Raw genomic sequence first — 18,106 nt, forward strand, 5'->3', positions numbered from 1 at the left:
ACTCTACGACGGGCGCATCGGCGTACGGCGCGGCCCGCCGCCGAGGCTCATGCGTAGCCGGCGGGGGTCCCCCACGTCGCGCTGCGCGAGGAGCCGTCGGTGATCACCGGGCAGTGGGTGCCGACGAAGTTGGTCGGCATGCAGCGGTTGCAGTGGATGCACAGCGACGGGGTGCTCGCGTCCGCGGCGATCCGGTTCACCAGGTCCGGCTCGCGCAGGAGCGCACGCCCCATCGCCACGAACTCGAAGCCCTCGTCCATCGCGAGGTCCATCGACCGACGGTCGGTGATCCCGCCCAGCAGGATCATCGGCAGGCTGATCTCCTGACGCACCTTGCGGGAGTGCTCGAGCAGGTAGGCGTCCTGGTAGGGGTACTCGCGGATGAACTGCTTGCCCCCGTAGCGCATCACGGTCTTGATCGGCTGCGGCATCACCTCGGCGAACTCCTTGACCGGAGCGCCGCCGCGGAAGAGGTACATCGGGTTGAGCAGCGAGCTCCCCCCGGTCATCTCGAACGCGTCGACGGTGCCGTCCTCCTCGATCCAGCGGGCGGTCTGGATCGCCTCCTCCAGGGTGATGCCGCCGCGCACCCCGTCGGACATGTTCAGCTTGGTGATGATCGCGATCCGGTCGCCCACCACCTCGCGCACGGCGCGCAGGACGCCGCGGCCCACCTTGGCCCGGTTCTCCAGCGAGCCGCCGTACTCGTCCTTGCGGTGGTTCAGCTTCGGGCTCAGGAAGGCGCTGGCGAAGTAGCTGTGCCCCAGGTGCACCTCCACCGCGTCGAAGCCGGCCTCGATGGCCCGGCGCGCCGCGTTCGCGTGCGCCGCGGTGATCCGCTCGATGTCGGCGACCTTGGCCTTGCGCGAGATCCCGCCGGACATGTTCGGGAACCGGGTGCTCGGGGCCAGGGACGGGAGCTTGTTCCCGCGGGCGTCGGCCACCGGGCCGGCGTGGCCGATCTGGGCGGAGATCGCGGCGCCCTCGGCGTGCACCGCGTCGGTCAGCGCGCGCAGGCCGGGCATCGCCTCGTCGGTCCACAGGATCTGCTCGGGGGCGGTGCGGCCGTCGGGCGCCACGGCGCAGTAGGCGACGGTGGTCATCCCCACTCCCCCGGCGGCGTACGCCCGGTGGAAGTCGACGAGGTCCGTGGTCACGCGCGAGGCGTGGCTGAGCCCTTCGTACGTCGCCGCCTTGACCACCCGGTTGCGCAGGGTCAGCGGGCCGATCCGGCCCGGGGTGAAGACTGTCGGCTCTCCTAGAACGTGTTTCACTTTTTAAGGCTAGCGGGTCCTTTTCCGCGCGGAAAGCCGCTGAGACGGGATCTTCACATTTGTCCGGCTCAGCCGTAATTTGGATCAGCGGAGCACGATGAACATCGGTTCCCCCGAACCGGGGTCCGTGGACGAGGGGGCGAGGCATGTCTTCGAGTCCTTGTCCGCCCGTCCGTCCGGCCGACGCCGTGCTCGACATCTTGTCCCGACCCGACGACGCCGAGCTGCTCGAGCTTGTCCGGCTCGCCGCCGAGGTCTGCGAGAGCCAGGCCGCGGGGATCACCATCCAGCGTGGGGACAGCTACCACGTCCCGATCACCCACGGGCTGGCTCCGCTGGTGTGCTCCTCCGACGACACGTTCTGTCGCTACACGATGAGCACCGACGGCGTCTTCTGCGTCGAGGACGCCACCACCGACCCCCGGTTCGCCGGCATCAGCTGGGTGGACGGCCGCCTGGCACAGACCCGGTTCTACGCCTCGGCCCCGATCCACGCCCCCACCGGGGAGATGGTGGGCCGCCTGTGCGTCATCGACCCCGCGCCCAAGGTGCTGAGCAAGCTCCAGGAGCGGACCCTGGATGCGCTCGCGCTCAGCGCCACCCGGGTGATCGAGCTGCGGATGCTCCAGATGCCCCCGGTCACGGCGATCTCCCCCGAGGCCCACCGGGCCGGGGCGATCCCGATGGAGCAGGTCGCCGCCGAGCTGAGCCACGACCTGCGGGTGCCGCTGAGCGCGGTGATCGCCAGCGTGGAGATGCTCCAGGACGTCCTCAGCGAGGAGCCGGAGCGTGCCGTCGGCGCACTGCTCACCAGCGCGATGCGCGCGGCCGATCGGATGGACCGGATGCTCGACCAGCACCTGGGGTCACGGTCCGGTCCGGAGCCGACCCTGGACGAGGTCGACCTCGAGCAGGTGGCGCACCAGCTGGTGCTCGACTCGGCGCCCCTGCTGGAGCCGCTCGGCGCGGTGATCAGGACCGGGGAGCTGCCCGTCGTACGCGCGAACCCCGACGACATGTACTCCGTGCTGCAGAACCTGGTCACGAACTCGGTCAAGTTCGCCCGCCCCGGGCTGCCGCCGGTGGTACGGATCGCGTCGCGGCAGACCCACGGTGGCTGGCGCATCTGGGTCCGCGACAACGGGGTCGGCATTCCCGAGGACCGGCGGGTGGACGTCTTCTCGATGTTCAGCCGGGTCCACGACGACGTGGCCGGGCACGGCATCGGACTGGCCACGGTCGCCCGCATCGTCCGGGCCAACGGCGGCAGGGTCGGCGCGGAGTCGGTGCCCGGTGGTGGCACCGAGATCTGGTTCGAGCTCCCCGACACCGACGCCCGGCACGAGTCCGCGAGCTGACCTTGCTGGAGGCCCGTCGCGGGCCGCGCCCGCAACCCTCGCGGCCCGGACGTGGCCGACCCCCGTGACCTGTGGGCCACGGGGGTCGGAGTCATTGCACTGCGAGTGGACTCAGAGGTGAGCGATCACTTGCCGGGCGTGGTGTTCACGGTGATCTTGGCGGTGCCGACCAGCAGGCCGGGCTTGACCGCGTCGGTCTTGAAGGTCTCGTTGAGCAGCGGTGCGGCGACCGGCGAGATCTTGACCTGGGTGCCCTCGAGGGTCGCGGTGCCGGAGCCGGTCTGCAGCGGCTTCAGCGTGCGGCCGTCGAGCTCGAACACGTAGGCGCTGGAAGCGGCCGTCTTGCCGTTGACGACCACGTCGCCGTACACCCTGGAGACGCCGGGGTCGACGTTGAGGTTGTTCAGCTCGACCTTGGTGTCACCCGCGGTCAGGGAGAGGCCGGAGCCCTCGTGCTGGATCTGGCCGATGACGTACGGCGAGACCGCACCGGGCTTGAACACGGTCACGTTGCCGCCGCTGACCGGGAACACCAGGGCGCCGTCGGTGAGCTTGGCGGTGCCGGTGGTCCCGGGGGTGAGCTTGAGCGTGGTCAGTGCGTCCACGAAGCCCTGGTCGAGGGCGACCTGGGTGTCGTTGCCCTGGAGCGAGACGATCTCGGCCACCGGCTTGGGTGCCGAGGCCTTGCTCGAGGAGGAGGAGGAGGAGGAGGACGACGAGCTGCTGCTGTCGTCGCTGCTGCCGCACGCGGCGGCGGAGAGGCTGGTGGTCGCGACCAGCGCGACGACGGCGAGGGTCTTGCGGGAGAAGATGGTGCTCATGGGAAGTCACATCCTGTGGCTTGGCTTTGGGTTCGAAGCTGTCTCAGGAGGTGGTTCGCCACCAGCAGGGTTACGGATTGGTGCGTCTCAGGGGAGCTCAGGGCTCAGGCGTCGGGGAGCAGCTCGGCGAAGACCACGACGTTCTCCTCGAAGACGTTCGTGCCGGCCACCAGTCCCCCGCAGGTGATCAGCCTGAGTCCCGCGTGGTCGATGTTGCCGTAGACCTTGCGGGTCGGGAACCGGGCCTTCTCGAAGTGCTCGATCCGGGTCACCCGGAAGGTGGCGGTGCTCCCGTCCCTGCGCTCCACGTGGATCCGGTCCTCGCGGCGCAGGTCGGTCAACCGGGCGAAGACACCTGGCTCCACGAACCGGACGTGGCCCACGATGATGGCCGGCCCCAGCTCCCCCGGTGTGGGAGCACCGGTGAACCAACCGGCGGGAAAGGCTCCCGGCGGCGTCTCGAGCGCGCCGCTCTTCTCCAGGTCGAGCGCCATCAGGTCGGAGTCCACCTCGATGGCGGGGATCCGCAACCGGGTGGGGACCGAGCGCGGCATCGACGGCGCGGCGGCCTTCACCGCGGCCGGTGAGGGTGAGCTCGCTGCCGGCGGCTCGGGCACCGCGCGAGGTGTCGGCTCGGTGCTGCCGCAACCACCCAGCGCCATCGCCCCCAGGGCCAGGCACGTCGCCAGCGGGGCCCGCCACCTCCTTGAGCGCAGAGGTGACGGACGTGTGGTGCTCACCCGCGTTCGCGCCCGCGGCCCCGGACGGCGAAGACCAGCGCCGCGAAGATCGCGAACGCCGCGCCGCCCAGCGCCCCGACCGGTGCGCGCTCGGTGCTGACCGGTCCGACGTAACCGGTGTCGACGGATCCGGTGGGAGTCCGCTTCACCTGGTTGTCGGTGAACGTGCCCGTGCCGAACGAGCCGCTCTGGGTCCCACTCTGGGCGCCGGAGCCGGCCGAGCCCCCGGTGGCGCCGGGCGTGGCCGGCACCGGTGCGGCACTGGGTGCCGGGGTCGGGCTGGGGGTGGGGGTCGGCGGAGTGGCGGTGCCGGGGGCCACGGCGGTGTCTCCCGCACAGGTCGGGGTGGTGATCACGTTGCGGTTCAAGTTCACAGCACCGTTGCGGGCCAAAGCGCGGCCCTGGAGTGTCGCGCCGTCGTTCATGGTGATCGTCGTGAGAGCCATGATGGTGCCGACGAACGTGCTGGTTTTCCCCAACGTTGCCGAGCTTCCGACCTGCCAGTAGACGTTGCAGGGGTTGGCGCCGCCCGTCAGGACGATCGAGGCCGCGTCCGCGACGGTGAGCGTGGATCCAGCCTGAAAGACCCACACGGAGTCCGACGTCCCGCCGTCGGTTCTTCCACCGTCCAGGGTCAGCGCACCGGTCAGCGCCATCCCCGCCCCACGGTTGTAGATACCAGCGGTGAGCACCTCGCCGCCCAGCTCGTCGTCGGAGGCGTTCCTCGGCGTCTGGTCGGCTGCATTGACGTAGGCCGCCGTGAGGTGGTCCTTCGCGGTCAACGCCACTCCATCGGCCACGTGGTACGTGCCGCCCACCACCATGCTGCCGTTACCGGTGACCGCCGTGCCGGGGTGCAGTCCGACGTCGCGACTGATGGTCGTGGCCCCGGTGTTGGTCACTGTGGAGCCGGCCAGCACCGAGAAGGCAGAGGCAGTTCTCAGCGGCGGCACCTCCACGGCAGCGTGGGCGGCGCCGGAGAGCGGCCCGCCGACGAGCAGCGCGGCGAGCGCCGCTGCGGAGCTGGCACGGTAGAGATTGGTACGGGTCGGCGACGAGGGCATCAATACGGGTCCTCTGCTTGTGAACGTGGCGCCCTGAGGGATTTCGAGGTGGGGCTTATCCGGCAAAAACGCCGCGATCTGCCCCCAGCATAACCTCTGAAAGAGAACTATTTGGACATTTCTCTCGACGAAGCCCACGAGGCGACCACACCCGCGCCTGGCAACCGGCGACCGGTCGGTCAGCGCTCCCCCGCCAGGAGCGGCTCCAGGGTGAGCTCTGGATGGTCGCGCTCGACCACGCTGATCCGCCACTTGTCCGGCGCGAGCACCAGCAGGGTGCCGTCGTTGCGTTCCATCACCTCGAGACCGCGGATGGAGCCGAGCTCGGCGGCTGACGCGGCATCGGTACGACGGGCCTGGGTGTAGCCGAGCATCTCCAGCCGGATCGGGGCGCCGAACTCGCTCTCCATCCGGGCGACCGCGACCTCGAACTGCATCGGCCCCACGGCCGCGAGCACCGGCGACTGCGCCCCGCGCAGGTCCGAGCGGAGCACCTGGACCACGCCCTCGCCGTCCAGCTGCTCGATGCCGCGCCGGAACTGCTTGAACCGCCCACTGTCGGCCGCCCGCGCCACCGCGAAGTGCTCGGGCGCGAAGGTCGCGATCGGCGGGAAGGTGACCGGCTCGTCGAGGTAGATCGTGTCGCCGATCTTCAGCGAGAGCGCGTTGACGAGCCCGACGATGTCGCCGGGGTAGGCGGTGTCGATCACGGCACGCTCACGCCCGAAGATCGCCTGGGCGTACTTGGTCGCGAAGGGTCGCCCTGTCTGGGCGTGCGTGACCACCATGCCGCGCTCGAAGACACCGGAGCAGACCCGCGCGAACGCCACCCGGTCGCGGTGGTTGGTGTCCATCCCGGCCTGCACCTTGAACACGAACGCGCTGAACGGCGCGGCCACGTCGCGGACCTGGGCCGGACGACCGTCCGGGCCCTCCTCGCCGTGGCGGAACGCCGCGGCCGAGGGAGCCAGCTCGATCAGGGTCTCCAGGATCGCCGCGACGCCGAAGTTGGAGATCGCCGAGGCGAACAGCACCGGGGTGGTGAACCCGCTGAGGAAGAGGTCCTGGTCGTGGTCGGCCCCGTCGCTGGAGAGCAGGTCGGACTCCTCGACGGCCGTGTCCCAGGCATCCCCCTCGCGCGCGGCGGCCGCGTCCGCGCCCATCCGCTCCTCGGGTGCCCGGGTCGCGCCGCCCGCCGTACGCGTGTAGGCGACGTAGTCACCGGTACGCCGCTCCAGCACCCCGCGGAAGTCGCCGGCGATGCCCACGGGCCAGGTCAACGGAGTGGGGACGAGCTTGATCTCGTTCTGGATCTCCTCCATCAGCGACAGCGCGTCGAGGCCGGGACGGTCCCACTTGTTGATCACGGTGATCACCGGGATCCCCCGCGCCTTGCAGACCCGGAACAGCTTCAGCGTCTGCGGCTCGAGCCCCTTGGCCGCGTCCACCAGCATCACCGCGGCGTCCACGGCGGAGAGCACCCGGTAGGTGTCCTCGGAGAAGTCGGAGTGACCGGGGGTGTCGACCAGGTTGACCACGTGGTCGCCGTAGGCGAACTGCAGCGCCGCGGAGGTGATCGAGATGCCGCGCGCCTTCTCCATCTCCATCCAGTCCGAGACCGTGGAGCGCCGCCCGGACTTGCCGTGGATCGCACCGGCCTCGTTGATCACCCGGGCATGCAGTGCCAGGGCCTCGGTCAGCGTCGACTTTCCGGCGTCGGGGTGGCTGATCACGGCGAAGGTACGTCGACGGGCCGCCTCGCGGCGTACGTCCTGCTCGTGGGGCGTGCTGGGGCGGCTGTCTGTGGGCGTGGAAGTCACGGGGTCCTGCATCATCGGGGATCGGCCCGGCGGCGGCACGGGCGGCTGCCCATTCTACGGCCCGCTGGGACCCGGGCCGGCCCCTGCGGCTCGGGCTGCCCGGCCGCCGGCCACCGCCCCGTAGGTGACGAAGCCGAGGACCGCCACGCTGCCGACGAGGACCGCGACCGCCGCCACCTCGATCGAACCGACCAGGAGGGCGACCAGCCCCGCGACGACCGAGCAGCCGGCCGCCGCGACGGTGGGGCGCTCGGCGCGGCGATGCCCGGCCAGCCAGGCCTCGTCACTGGCCATCGTGCTGGGGATGCGGATGCCGACGTACGCGTTGCGTCCGAGCCGCCCGGCGGCCGCAGCGCGCGCCATCCACCACAGCATGGCGCCCGTGCCCAGCATCACCGCGCCCGTCACCAGTCGGACGGCCAGCTCCTCGCTCATGGGCGGGGACCCTAACAACCAGCCCGGCGGCGTACCTGCCTCAGGCCAGGTCGACCGTCAGCGCACGGTGGTCCGACAGTGGCAGCCGCCGTACGCACGAGCCCACGACGCGCTCGGCGATGCCCTGCGTCGCGAGCACGTGATCGAGCTGCGACCACGGTGACCCTGCGGGGAAGGTGCGGCCCGTGATCAGCGAGGTCATCCCCGTGAGGCGTTCGGCCCGCGCCTGCCCCATGTTCAGGTCACCCATCAGCACCAGCGGGCCGGCGCCCGCGTCGAGACCATCGCGGACGACGACCAGCTGCCGGCGGTTCCACCAGCCGAGGAAGGTCAGGTGCGTGGTGGCTACGGTCATCGGACCAACCGGTGTTTCCACCACCGCCGCCACCGCGACCCGCGGCTCGTCCTGGAGCATCGTCGGGAGCCGGCCTCCGGTGAGCCGCATCGCTCCCGTCATCGGTGCCGGCGCGAGCCGGAGCACCTGCCAGGAGCGCACCGGCAGCCGGGAGAGGAGCGCGACGCCGTACGCCGCAACGTCGGGGGTCTCGGTCCCGTCAGCGGGTGTCCACGCCGCCCCCGGTGTCCCGGTGAGGGCGGCGACGAAGCGGTGCTCCACCGCTCCCATCGCCTCGGCGGCCACGGCCGTCAGGTCCGCACCTCCGGAGCGCGGCTGCGAGCGATCGACCTCCTGCAGCGCCAGCACGTCGGCGTCCAGCGACCGCACCGCATCCGCGAACCGACCCACATCGACCCGCCCGTCCCCCGGATCCCGCCCGTGCAGGATGTTGAACGTCGCCAGCCGCATCCCCCGAGTCTCCCCCAGGTCACCCACGGCAGAACCGCATGTAAATCGGGGTTATGGACGCTCATCAAGGCTCGGACCGGGCCCGAAGCGTCCACAACCCTCGCCCAGTTGAGGCTGCCGGGGGGCCGGTACGGCGCTCGGCGCCGTCAGCGCTTCCGGGCGGCGGCGCGGCGCGCGACGTACCGCTCGATCTTCTGGGCGCGCCCGCAGTCGTCCATGTCGCACCACCGCCGGCTCCGGTTCTTCGACTGGTCCAGGAACAGCCACGGGCAGCGGGCGCAGCGCTTGACGCGGCGCAGGTCCGGGGACACCACCAGGTCCGCAGCCGACCACGCGACCGGGTGGAGCGGCGCCACCAGGTCGCCGTCGTCCGGCCAGGTCCAGGCCCGGCGCCCATCCTCGACCGGGTGCAGCTCGGCGGCCGCGAGCGCCGCCGTCGCGAACCCGCGCAGGGTGGTCCCCCACGAGATGGAGAGGTCGCCCTCCCCGGTGGCGACGCCGCCGAAGACCTCGTTGAGGCCGTCACGGAGCTCGTGCGCCTTCCCGAGGGCGGCCCGGGCCCGCCGGGGATGCCGTTCCGCCTCACGGCGCAGGGCAGCGACCCGGGACTCCGTCAGCGTGCCGACCCGCAACGACCAGCGCAGCAGGTCTTCGTAGTTCGAGACGTGGTCGTGCCGCGCCGGCCCCAGGGGGTCGTCGACGGTGTTCGCGTAGTCCAGAGCGAGGTTGCCCCCGATGATCGGCAGCTCTCGCGGTCGTGGTGTTTCCATCGAAGACAGTTTTACCAGTTGACGACCGATGGCACCTCTGCAAGCGTTGCCACCATGGCGGGTTTCACCAGAAACACCTCGTCGGAGCGGGCCGGCTCCACCCGGGTGGTCGCGGTCGCCGTCGTCCTGTGCGCGGTCCAGTTCGTCGACGTCCTGGGTGTCACGGTGGTGACCGCGGCGCTGCCGAGCATGCTGCGCGACCTCGACGCGAGCCCGGCGCAGGGCGCGATGGTCGTGAACGCCTACGCCCTGTTCTTCGGTGGGCTGCTGATGGTCGCCGCCCGCCTCGGGGACCGCGTCGGGCACCGGCGGGTGCTGCTCGCGGCGCTCGGGCTGTTCGCCGCAGCGTCGGTCCCCGGGGCCGTGGCCGGTTCGGTGTGGGTGCTCGCCGCGTCGCGTGCGCTCCAGGGGGTGGCAGCCGCCGCCTCGGTGCCCGCGGCGCTCCGGTTGCTGACGACCGTCGTACCCGAGGGCCCGGCGCGGCGACGGGCGATCGCCGGCTGGAGCGCCGCGGGCGCGGCAGCCGGCGGTGCCGGACTGGTGCTCGGTGGGCTGCTCACGCAGCTGGTGTCGTGGCGCGCGGCGTTCTGGGCCGACATCGTGCTGGGGGTCCTCCTCGCGGCGGCAGTCGTGCGCGCCATCCCGCGCGACGAGCTGTCCGGGGAGTCCGGACGGATCGGCTGGCTCTCGGCCGCCACCCTCACCATCGCCGCGATGGGCATCGTCGCCGGGACCACCCTGCTCGGCGACTCAGACTCGATGACGGCCGCACTCCTCGTGGTCGTCGTGGGGGTCGTGGCTGCGTTCGCCTTCGTCGTCGCGGAACGCCGGGCCACCCACCCGCTGGTGCCACCCCGCGCCCGCCGGTCACCCCAGCTGAAGTGGGGGGCGGTCGGCTCGTTCTTCGTCACCGCCACGTCGAGCGCATCGGTCACCGTGGCCACTCTCCACCTGCAGGACGAGCTCGGCCTGGGGCCTCTGGCCGCGGGAACCGTCCTCGTCGGGTTGAGCGTGCTCGTGGTGGCCGGTTCGGTGGTGGCCCCACGGTTGCTCCGGGCCTTCGGCTGGGGACCGGTGATCGGGGTCGGCCTGGGCACGATCGCCGTCGGCACCGGCCTGCTGGCCGCGTGGCCCCACGTGGTGGTGATCGGTCTCGGCACGGCGCTCTCCGGCCTCGGGGTGGGGATCGGCTCGGTCGCCTCCAACGACCTCGGGACCTCGGTCGTGGAGCAGCTGAAGGGCACCGCCACCGGCGTCCTGAACACGGCCGCCCAGCTCGGCACCGCCGTCGGTACGGCGCTCACGGTGCTGGTCGCCACCACGATCGGACCCCGTCCCGCCTGGCTGTTCGTCACGGCGTACGCCGTCCTGGCGGCTCTGGCCACGACGGCGCGGGGCCCTCGGCGCTCCTCCGCGACGCGGCGCGAGGAGACCGGTGTGACCTGACCTGCCCCGGTCGGAGGCGGTTCAGCCGAGGTCGACCGTGAGTGCGCGGTGGTCGGAAACCGGGAGCTGCCACGCCCACCGGCAGCCGGAGAGCAGCGCGACGCCGCTCCCAGCGACAACCCCTACGGCCAGCACGTAGGTCCCCTGGGCCAGCGTCGTACGCCACCGTGTGCCGGCAGGTCCGCCCGTGGCCCGATCATGTCCGAGCCCCGGCTCTGGCACCCCCGTTCGGCTTCGGTCCCCGTCGCTTGGGCGCCGCCTCGAGCCCGTCTCATTTCCACCAGCGCCGCACTGTCGGAGCCCGGGCCCGGTCACCTAGGATCTGCCCCCTCGGGCCGATTCCGACTGCGGAGGCAGCCATGCCCGATCGATCTCTCCAGAGCCCGGACAGGGACCACGTGGTGGCCGCGATGGCCATCCTCGCCAACCAGGTGGCGAACCTGATGGACGCTGTCACCGACTGGGACACACCGGTCCACGGGAAGCACTCCTGGTCCGTGGCCGACCTGGTCCGGCACATGTCGCTCCTCCCGGAGGTCTACACCCAGCAGGTGGGCGCCGAGACACTCGGCTACTCCCCTTCCGCAGCGGCGATGTCGCAGACCAACGCCGCGACCCTGGCGGCGACGGCGAGCCGGCAGCCCTCGGACCTCGCGGAGAACTTCCGTGAGGCCGTACCGACGCTGCTCGCCCACCTCTGTGACAGCGACCCCCAGGCCCCGTTGCCGTGGCACGCCGGGCTGACCCTCACGCCCGGCGAGCTGGGCGGCATGGCCATCGGGGAATGGCTGGTCCACGGCTGGGAGCTGGCGAAGACCATCGGTGCACCCTGGAACATCGAACCCGCGCACGCTCGCCTGGTCCTTGGCGCCTTCACCGCCATGCTGCCCGCGTGGCTCGACGTCGAGAAGGCTGCCGGCCACACCAACCGCTACGAGTACCGCCTGCGCGGCACCGACGAACGCTTGCGGATGACGTTCACCGACGGAGTGCTGAGCACCCGACACCCGGAGGGAGTGCCGTTCCGCCCGGACACGATCGTCTGGGCAGAACCGACGGCGCTGCTCCTGTACTTCTACGGGCGCACGCCGCTGTGGCGAAACGTGCTGAGCGGCAGCCTCCTCGCAGGCGGACGGCGCCCGCACCGGGCGCTCACGGCGAGCAACCTCTTCCACCCGGCCTGACCCGCTCTGGCGTCATCGACGGCTGACGTGCCTGGACCTGCTCGATGACCGCACCCAGGACGCCTCGCGAGAGCAGGCCGGGGCCCAGTGGTCCGGAGGGGTCCGCGCCCAGCGGCGGCAGCAGGCGCAGCACGGAGCTCTCCTCGTCCGTCAGCTGCGCCAGCTGCCAGTCCACCTCGCCCTGCACGGCGTCGGCACGCGCCGGCTCGGCCAGCGAGACCGCCTTGGCCGCGTACGCGGCAGCCCCCAACGCGTGCGCCCCCATGTGTGCGACGGCAGCAGCCTGGGCAACGGCTCGCGCCGCAGCAGCACCGGCAGGACTCGTGGCCGCACCGGCCGCCTTGACTGCGACCATGCGCAGACGAATCTGCTCGGCCGCCGTGCTCTCACCGCGTGCGAAGGCACGCGCGCGAGCCAGCGCGTCCGGCACGCGTGTGTCATCCGCCGCCTCGGCGCAGAACAGCGGCAGCACGCGCCCGGCGCACTCGGCTGCCCATCGCGCAACCACGCGACGGTCCGCTTCGCTCAGCGACTGCCTGGAGGTCACGCGGCGATCCTGCCACCACCGGGCCGGCGCGCTTTGGCGTACCCGCGTCTGCGCACCCGTGCCGCATTTGCTGGCGAATGACACTCGAGATCGGGCATCGGGATGTCATTTCCCAGCAAATGCGTGCGCGAGCGTCGAGGTGCACGGGAGCACCGGCACCCTCGAGCGTGTCGGCGAGCGGCAGGCACTGGTGCGCCTCGCCGCGCCGGTGCCCGGGATGTTCACCGTCTGCACGCACGACGAGGGCGAGGACAAGGCAGCCGCGAGCGTCCGGGCCTACCTGTTCTCCCCCGACGCGGCCGACCACGTGAAGCGCGAGGAGCCGTCATGGCAGGCCTGGCTGCAGGGACTCTCCGTCCCGGCCTGATCCCGGGGATCCCCCGTCGAAGCGGAGCGGTACGCGGTGAGCGCCGCTGGTCGCGTCCGCCGCAGCACCACGTCACCTGGTCGGACACGGAGTGCCTGATGCCCAAGGGCGGACGGCACGATCTCAGGCCGTCGGGAGTGCTGCCACCACTTTCCTGGCTCTGCCCGCCGCGATGCGCGGGCCGCTGAACCACAGCACGATCCCCGCCAGGACCCACAAGCCCAGGGTCAGTGCCGCAGCGCCTCCGCCGGCGCCGTCGAAGTACGCCACAGCACGGACCAGGGTGCCCGAAGCGCCGGGCGGCAGGAGCTGACCGATCATGGCCACCCCGGAGGGGAGCCACTGCGCGCTGGTCGCGATGCCGGCGAAGGGGTTGCCCACAAACATCATGGACATGGCGGCAATCGTGAAGCCCTTGGTGCCAAAGCACTCATGGAGGCCGGCGAGCGGCAGGGCCAGTGCTGCGATACCCAGGGCGACGCTTGCCGCGACCGGGACCAGAGGACCATCGATGCTGCCGAAGAGGTACTTCAGGACGGCAGCGACCACGAACCCACCGGCGACCGAGAAGCCGGTGAGGCCGGCGAAGATCCACCGGCGTCTCCCGGACAGCATGGAGCGGAACGCCACGGCGGGCACGATGCCGCCGAAGACCAGAGGGAAGGCCAGGCCGCCGATGCCCACACCCGTCGGGTCGTCGGCGGGAAGCGGAACCACGTCCACGATCTCGGCCGTCTGCCCGGTCCTGTCCGCCATCGTGACGCCGACGTCACTGACTGTCCCGGACACCGCGGTCGATCCGGCGCTCGCCACGTACACCTGCATGTCCTGGGGATCTGAGAAGTCGAAACCGCCGGCGATCTCCCGGTCCCGAACTCCCTGCTCCAGGTCGTCGACGCTCTCATAGGCCTTGACGACGAAGGCGCCCGGTGACTGGGACTCCAGGGTTTGCGAGACCGATTCGACCTTCTCCTGCGCCCCGACTACGCCCAGGTCCAGGTCCCGCGGTCCGGAAAGGATGGAGGGTGAGATGAAGAGCATCAGGAGTGCAAGCAGGATGACCGAGAGCCCGACGGTCAGACCCGCCCAGATGGCTGCGTGCTTTCGATGGAAGCCGGGTGCCGGCGGTTGAGCAGTCATGGATCCTTCGAAGATCTATGTGGAGGGATTTCCTCCGCTTCTACCGGACGATGTTCCTCCGGTTTAGACTCGCAGTCAATTCGGAGGGAGCCGGGATGAGGGCTGACGCTGCGCGGCGCAGAGAAGCGATCCTTGCCCAGGCGCGGCACCTGTTCGCCCAGCGGGGCGGCGACGTTGCGTTGGAGGCAGTGGCCGCGGCCAGCGGAGTGGGCATCGCCACCCTGTACCGCAACTTTCCCTCCCGCGACGAGTTGGCCCGAGCCGTGGTCCAGGACACTGTCGAGAGCATCCTGGAAGCCGCGAACGCGGCCCGCGCCGGGCTCGGCACGAACGCTGCAGCGTCGTGGGAGCGGCTGTTGTCGCAACTGACGTCCATGGAGCTGGGTGCGCTGACCGATGGCCTCGCACTGCAGGCCGGTGCCGACCTCGACTTGAACGCCACTCCCCTGGCGCAGGTTCAACGCCCGGCCGTCGAGGCGCTGGATCAGGTGCTGGCCGAGCTGAAGACCCGGGGGGCCGTGCGGCCGGCCCTCACCGCGCTGGAGGTGATCGTTGCGGTGGCGACGATCACGCGCCCGCAGATCTCTCCCATCCGCGAAGCGGCGCCGGAGGTGCAGGCCCAGCTGGCGCAGGCGTACCTGCTGTGGAGCACGACCACACGTTGAAGCGGAGCTCCACCGCATTCCGGAGCGAAGGAACGTGTGACCCGCCCCGGGGAGGGGCGGGTCACACGACGGTCAGGAGACCACGGTGCTGACGATCTCGGAGATGCGCTTCTCCGTGTCCTCATCCACGGTCTCGAAGTACCAGGCAGCTGGCATCAGCGCACCGTCCACACCGCCAGCGGGCCGGAAGTCAGCCTTCTCGGTGATGGCGAGATTCAGGCGTTCGTCATTGCGCAGCGTCACCAATGCCGGCGTGCTCGCCGACAGCGCATAGGCGGGCATCCCGTACCAGATCCGCGGCTTCAGAGCGGGGGCGACGGTCACGATGATGTCGTGAACACGCTGCATGGTGGAGCGCCGTGGCTCGTCCATCTTCGCGATCCTGTCGAGCACCTGGGTGAGGTTCTTCTCGTCCTTCGATGACATGTCATGTCCTCTCGTCGGCCGATGTCGAGCATCGGCGGAATGAAGTCGGCGCGTTGATGCGCCGCACCCCAACCCGGACGTGTCCTGAACTACTCAGGCCTCTCCGCGATGATTCAGGTGGTCTTCACCTGGAAGTGCTGTCGGTGGCGCGAGCCACCGCCCTAAGCGTATCCAGCGCGAGCCGACGACGCAGCAGCTCTCCCCACTTCACCAGTGTTGAACGCTGGAACTGGCCTACACGTTGAACTGGCCTACACGTTGAAGCCGACGCGCGGGCGAGGCTGGCCGGCGCGGTCAGCGGAGCATGACGCTGCCGCCGTCGACCATCAGCGTCTGACCGGTCATGTAGGAGGCGTCGTCGCTGGCCAGGAAGACTGCGGTGCGGCCGACATCGGCCTCGGGATCACCCAACCGTCCCAGCGGGGCGGCGCCCAGCAGCGCGGCCTCCCGCTCGGGGTGCTCAGCCAGGTACCGGTCCACCCCCTCGGTGCGCGCCAGCGGCGAGATGACGTTGACATTGATGTCGTCGCCGGCCCACTCGTGAGCGGCCACCCGGCTCATGGCACGCACCGCCTCCTTCGCGGCCGCGTAGGACAGCTGGGTGGGGTGCCCGGTCAGCCCGGCGCCGGAGGCGAAGTTGATCACCGAGCCGTGGGTGGAGCGCAGGTCCTCGTAGCAGGCACACATCAGCCAGAAGGCCGGGTAGAACCCGGTGTCGAACGAGATCGCGAACATCTCCATCGTGGTGTCCACGAAGGGCGCCTGCCGGCTCACGTGGGCATTGTTGACCAGCACGTGGACAGGGCCGTATGCCGACTCCGCCGCGTCTCGGATGACCTCGGCATTGCCCTGCTGGGAGATGTCGCTCGCCAGGAACTGGGCGGCGTCACCCAGCTCCGCGGCCAGCTCCTCGCCGCGGGCCTCGTCGACATCGACAAAGAGCACTCGGGCTCCCTCGGCGACGAACGCGCGCACGATCCCCTTGCCGATTCCGTTGGCGCCACCGGTGACGATGGCGGTCCTGTCCCGCAGTCGGTCGGCCATGCTCACTCCTGGATGTGTGGCGGTGCCCGGAACGTAGGGACCGAGCACATGGCGCCTTACCAAGGTATCTCTGCGCTCCGCATCGCCGCGCCGGAGAAGCGCTACCGAGCGGCCCCGAGCGGTACGCCAGGAGGACCCGTGCCCGACATCCCTCGGCCACGGACGACCGCAGGCCGGTCATCGCGATGGGGCACGGTTTCGGGGGTGTCCGGGCGCTGCGGCTCTATGCCTGTGCCGAGCGTTTCGTCGCCGCCGGTTATCTGGTCGCGGTCTTACACCTGCGCTGACCTGCGGTCATGCGTCGATTCAGACGTTGAAGCGGAACGAAATCGCCGGTTTTTTCGGCTGCTCTTGATTGTCGCCGGTTTCCGTTGAAACGGGCCTCTGACCTGCGCAAACACGGCCTTGAGGCCGTTGAGCGCCGATGGTCGGGATCGGTCTCAGCGTGACTTCTTGCGGACTGTTTGCGGACCGCTGGCTAGCCGACAGAGCGCCCGGAGACCGTCTCCTCGATCGACGCGGGGTCGCGCCGGACGTTCACGAGTGCGAGTACATCGATCCGGCTCACGCCAACGAGATACACGGCCATGTACGGGAACCCCTTGAGCAGCACTCGGCGGTAGGACTCAAACAGGATGACCCCGGCTCGGGGAACGTCTCGATGCGCTCGACCTGCTCGTCCAGCCGCGTCTCGAACCGACTCGGCAGCGCTGGGTCGAACTGCTCGTAGTGGTCATAGATCGCAGTCAGGTCATCTTCCACGCTGGGGTGGAAGACCAGAGGTAGTCGACTCACGCCCTACGCGCGGCAAGCCGGGCCTTGAGGTCGTCCCACGTCAGCCCCACCGAGGGGTCAGTTTCAAGCTCTGCTGCCCGGGCCCGGATCATCGCCTTCTGATCGTCGGTGACCTCGAGCGGCTCGGACTCGACAGTGCTCTCGATGTACTCGACCAGCTCCAAGCGCTCGTCAAGGCTCATTGCCTGGATCGCGGACTGAAGTGATGGGGTCACCATGATCAAAGGGTACGCCGACCCCGCCTCCGGCCGGCGGCGTTAGCTGGTGGCAGTCGTCCCCTCGGACGCCTGCACGCGTAGCAGCCAACGCACACCAGGCGGCGGATCCGACGTTCGGCGGACTAGTGGTCATGGTCGAAGAGGGGGAGCGCCAACCTTTGCGATGTGCCGCGATGGGAGGTTTTACGGTCCATGGCGAATCACGCCCAAACCCGAGCCAACGCACGCGCCATCTGTCGACCCGGCGCACGCACCCAGCCAGCCCCAAAGGCAGGTTAGGAAACACCTGAAAACGGACTCGCCAGGGCCCCGTGAAACGTAGCCTCGTGGCAACGTCGTCCGCCGCGGCCGACTGTGGCCCCTCCTGGGAGGCGCAATGCGTCCGGACGAAATCGACCTGTCCGCCTACCCCTCGTACCTCGGGCGCCACCCGGACCCCGCGAGCAAAGGCAGCGACATGTCTACTGAGGGAGTGGTGCGTGGCCTGGTCCGCGCGGCCCTCGCGGGCCTGGTCGGGGTGGGGCTGGGTCTGGTGGTCACGCGCGTAGGGTTCGTGTCGATGTCGGGTGGCATGTTCACCGGCGCCCTGACGTCGGCAGCGATGGTCTTGCTGTACACCCGCGGAGCCGGGGCAGCCCCACGGCGTGGCCTGGTCCCACTCATCCTGCTACACCTGATCGTCCTGGTCACGACCTTCACCGCGGTCCTCATCAGCAGGGCGTGGTGGGTCTACACCCTGCTGGACACCGAGCTTGGGGGCATGCCCCCGAGTAGGAGCAACTTCGTCTGGTCCACAGTCGTCGCTCAGCAAAACCCCGGCTATTTCTGGCGCTCGATGCTGTTGCTCACGCTGTACAGCATCTCTGGCAGCTGCCTGGCGCTCTGGTGGGTCTGGCGTCGCGCACGACTAAGCGAGGATCAGCAACACTGAGCGTGGTTGATCGAGCTCACCTGAGGGGACATGCATCACGGGCAAGCCGTGGACATGGACCGTCGGCCGATCGAGGGCCTTGGCCCGGTGTTGACGGAGGTGCGTGGCAAAGGGCGACTTCTCGCCTCGGGGGCTGCACCAACTAGAAGTGAGAGTCGTTGGTGGCGTGCCAAAGGCGGCTCCACGACAGAGCCCACGCCAGGTAGTCATCCGCTCATCGGCTATGTCAGTGCGTTCGCAACGCGCGCCGCGAGGA

At 70.2% G+C, this 18,106-nt stretch carries 20 protein-coding genes; 6 read left to right on the forward strand and 14 right to left on the reverse strand.

The genetic code is table 11. The features are described from left to right. Window positions 1-47: 47 nt before the first annotated feature. Window positions 48-1,274, reverse strand: a complete 1,227-nt coding sequence (locus AC4BGB_RS08415) for an NADH:flavin oxidoreductase (RefSeq protein ID WP_490546330.1) — start codon at window positions 1,272-1,274, stop codon at window positions 48-50. A 146-nt stretch (window positions 1,275-1,420) separates the two neighbouring features. On the opposite strand from AC4BGB_RS08415, the gene AC4BGB_RS08420 reads away from it, so the two are divergent. Continuing rightward, entirely contained in the window at window positions 1,421-2,632 is a 1,212-nt protein-coding gene (locus AC4BGB_RS08420; RefSeq protein WP_490546331.1) for a GAF domain-containing sensor histidine kinase, read from the forward strand. Between the two features lie 125 nt (window positions 2,633-2,757). On the opposite strand, the gene AC4BGB_RS08425 is transcribed toward AC4BGB_RS08420, so the two are convergent. The 7 genes from AC4BGB_RS08425 to AC4BGB_RS08455 form a co-directional block, all read right to left on the reverse strand. Next, window positions 2,758-3,453: a hypothetical protein gene (locus AC4BGB_RS08425; protein ID WP_490546332.1), complete on the reverse strand. Its 696-nt coding sequence runs from the start codon at window positions 3,451-3,453 to the stop codon at window positions 2,758-2,760. Between the two features lie 104 nt (window positions 3,454-3,557). Continuing rightward, window positions 3,558-4,193 (reverse strand): class F sortase, encoded by a 636-nt coding sequence (locus AC4BGB_RS08430; protein WP_490546333.1) that lies wholly within the window; start codon window positions 4,191-4,193, stop codon window positions 3,558-3,560. Further along, window positions 4,190-5,257, reverse strand: a complete 1,068-nt coding sequence (locus tag AC4BGB_RS08435; RefSeq protein ID WP_490546334.1) for an ice-binding family protein — start codon at window positions 5,255-5,257, stop codon at window positions 4,190-4,192. Before AC4BGB_RS08435 ends, AC4BGB_RS08430 begins: the two co-directional genes overlap by 4 nt. 179 nt (window positions 5,258-5,436) lie before the next feature. Further along, window positions 5,437-7,077: a peptide chain release factor 3 gene (locus AC4BGB_RS08440; RefSeq protein ID WP_490546335.1), complete on the reverse strand. Its 1,641-nt coding sequence runs from the start codon at window positions 7,075-7,077 to the stop codon at window positions 5,437-5,439. A gap of 54 nt (window positions 7,078-7,131) precedes the next feature. Further along, a complete protein-coding gene (locus AC4BGB_RS08445) occupies window positions 7,132-7,512 on the reverse strand; it encodes an SdpI family protein (RefSeq protein ID WP_490546336.1) in 381 nt (126 codons plus the stop codon). Window positions 7,513-7,552: 40 nt separating this feature from the next. Then, a complete protein-coding gene (locus tag AC4BGB_RS08450) occupies window positions 7,553-8,317 on the reverse strand; it encodes an endonuclease/exonuclease/phosphatase family protein (protein WP_490546337.1) in 765 nt (254 codons plus the stop codon). 146 nt (window positions 8,318-8,463) lie between these two features. After that, window positions 8,464-9,087 (reverse strand): CGNR zinc finger domain-containing protein, encoded by a 624-nt coding sequence (locus AC4BGB_RS08455; protein ID WP_490546338.1) that lies wholly within the window; start codon window positions 9,085-9,087, stop codon window positions 8,464-8,466. Between the two features lie 54 nt (window positions 9,088-9,141). On the opposite strand from AC4BGB_RS08455, the gene AC4BGB_RS08460 reads away from it, so the two are divergent. Continuing rightward, window positions 9,142-10,533, forward strand: coding sequence for an MFS transporter (locus AC4BGB_RS08460; RefSeq protein WP_490546339.1), 1,392 nt, complete (start codon window positions 9,142-9,144; stop codon window positions 10,531-10,533). A 359-nt stretch (window positions 10,534-10,892) separates the two neighbouring features. Further along, the gene (locus AC4BGB_RS08465; protein WP_490546340.1) at window positions 10,893-11,717 is read left to right on the forward strand and encodes a maleylpyruvate isomerase N-terminal domain-containing protein; all 825 of its coding nucleotides are present in this window, start codon (window positions 10,893-10,895) and stop codon (window positions 11,715-11,717) included. Here AC4BGB_RS08465 and AC4BGB_RS08470 read toward each other — a convergent pair. Continuing rightward, complete coding sequence (locus AC4BGB_RS08470; RefSeq protein ID WP_490546341.1) at window positions 11,686-12,264, reverse strand: putative immunity protein; 579 nt, start codon at window positions 12,262-12,264, stop codon at window positions 11,686-11,688. The two genes, AC4BGB_RS08465 and AC4BGB_RS08470, sit on opposite strands and share 32 nt — an antisense overlap. A gap of 139 nt (window positions 12,265-12,403) precedes the next feature. On the opposite strand from AC4BGB_RS08470, the gene AC4BGB_RS08475 reads away from it, so the two are divergent. After that, the gene (locus AC4BGB_RS08475) at window positions 12,404-12,631 is read left to right on the forward strand and encodes a hypothetical protein (RefSeq protein WP_490546342.1); all 228 of its coding nucleotides are present in this window, start codon (window positions 12,404-12,406) and stop codon (window positions 12,629-12,631) included. 123 nt (window positions 12,632-12,754) lie between these two features. Here AC4BGB_RS08475 and AC4BGB_RS08480 read toward each other — a convergent pair whose 3' ends face one another. Continuing rightward, window positions 12,755-13,771: a hypothetical protein gene (locus AC4BGB_RS08480; protein ID WP_490546343.1), complete on the reverse strand. Its 1,017-nt coding sequence runs from the start codon at window positions 13,769-13,771 to the stop codon at window positions 12,755-12,757. Window positions 13,772-13,866: 95 nt separating this feature from the next. Between AC4BGB_RS08480 and AC4BGB_RS08485 the strand changes: the two genes are divergently transcribed. Further along, on the forward strand, window positions 13,867-14,436 hold the full coding sequence (locus tag AC4BGB_RS08485; RefSeq protein ID WP_490546344.1) for a TetR/AcrR family transcriptional regulator: 570 nt from the start codon (window positions 13,867-13,869) through the stop codon (window positions 14,434-14,436). Between the two features lie 72 nt (window positions 14,437-14,508). Here the strand turns inward: AC4BGB_RS08485 and AC4BGB_RS08490 are convergent, their stop codons facing one another. From AC4BGB_RS08490 to AC4BGB_RS08505, 4 genes are all read right to left on the reverse strand, one after another. After that, window positions 14,509-14,862: a DUF1801 domain-containing protein gene (locus tag AC4BGB_RS08490; RefSeq protein WP_490546345.1), complete on the reverse strand. Its 354-nt coding sequence runs from the start codon at window positions 14,860-14,862 to the stop codon at window positions 14,509-14,511. A 294-nt stretch (window positions 14,863-15,156) separates the two neighbouring features. After that, window positions 15,157-15,906 carry an SDR family NAD(P)-dependent oxidoreductase gene (locus AC4BGB_RS08495; protein ID WP_490546346.1) on the reverse strand — a complete coding sequence of 250 codons (750 nt, stop codon included), beginning with the start codon at window positions 15,904-15,906 and terminating at the stop codon, window positions 15,157-15,159. A 564-nt stretch (window positions 15,907-16,470) separates the two neighbouring features. After that, entirely contained in the window at window positions 16,471-16,701 is a 231-nt protein-coding gene (locus tag AC4BGB_RS08500; protein WP_490546347.1) for a type II toxin-antitoxin system RelE/ParE family toxin, read from the reverse strand. Continuing rightward, window positions 16,698-16,919, reverse strand: coding sequence for an addiction module protein (locus AC4BGB_RS08505; RefSeq protein WP_490546348.1), 222 nt, complete (start codon window positions 16,917-16,919; stop codon window positions 16,698-16,700). The genes AC4BGB_RS08500 and AC4BGB_RS08505 overlap by 4 nt, the downstream gene beginning before the upstream one ends. A 376-nt stretch (window positions 16,920-17,295) precedes the next feature. On the opposite strand from AC4BGB_RS08505, the gene AC4BGB_RS08510 reads away from it, so the two are divergent. Further along, window positions 17,296-17,850, forward strand: coding sequence for a hypothetical protein (locus AC4BGB_RS08510; RefSeq protein ID WP_490546349.1), 555 nt, complete (start codon window positions 17,296-17,298; stop codon window positions 17,848-17,850). Window positions 17,851-18,106: the final 256 nt, after the last annotated feature.

The organism is Nocardioides sp. Z30_9, assembly GCF_058215735.1.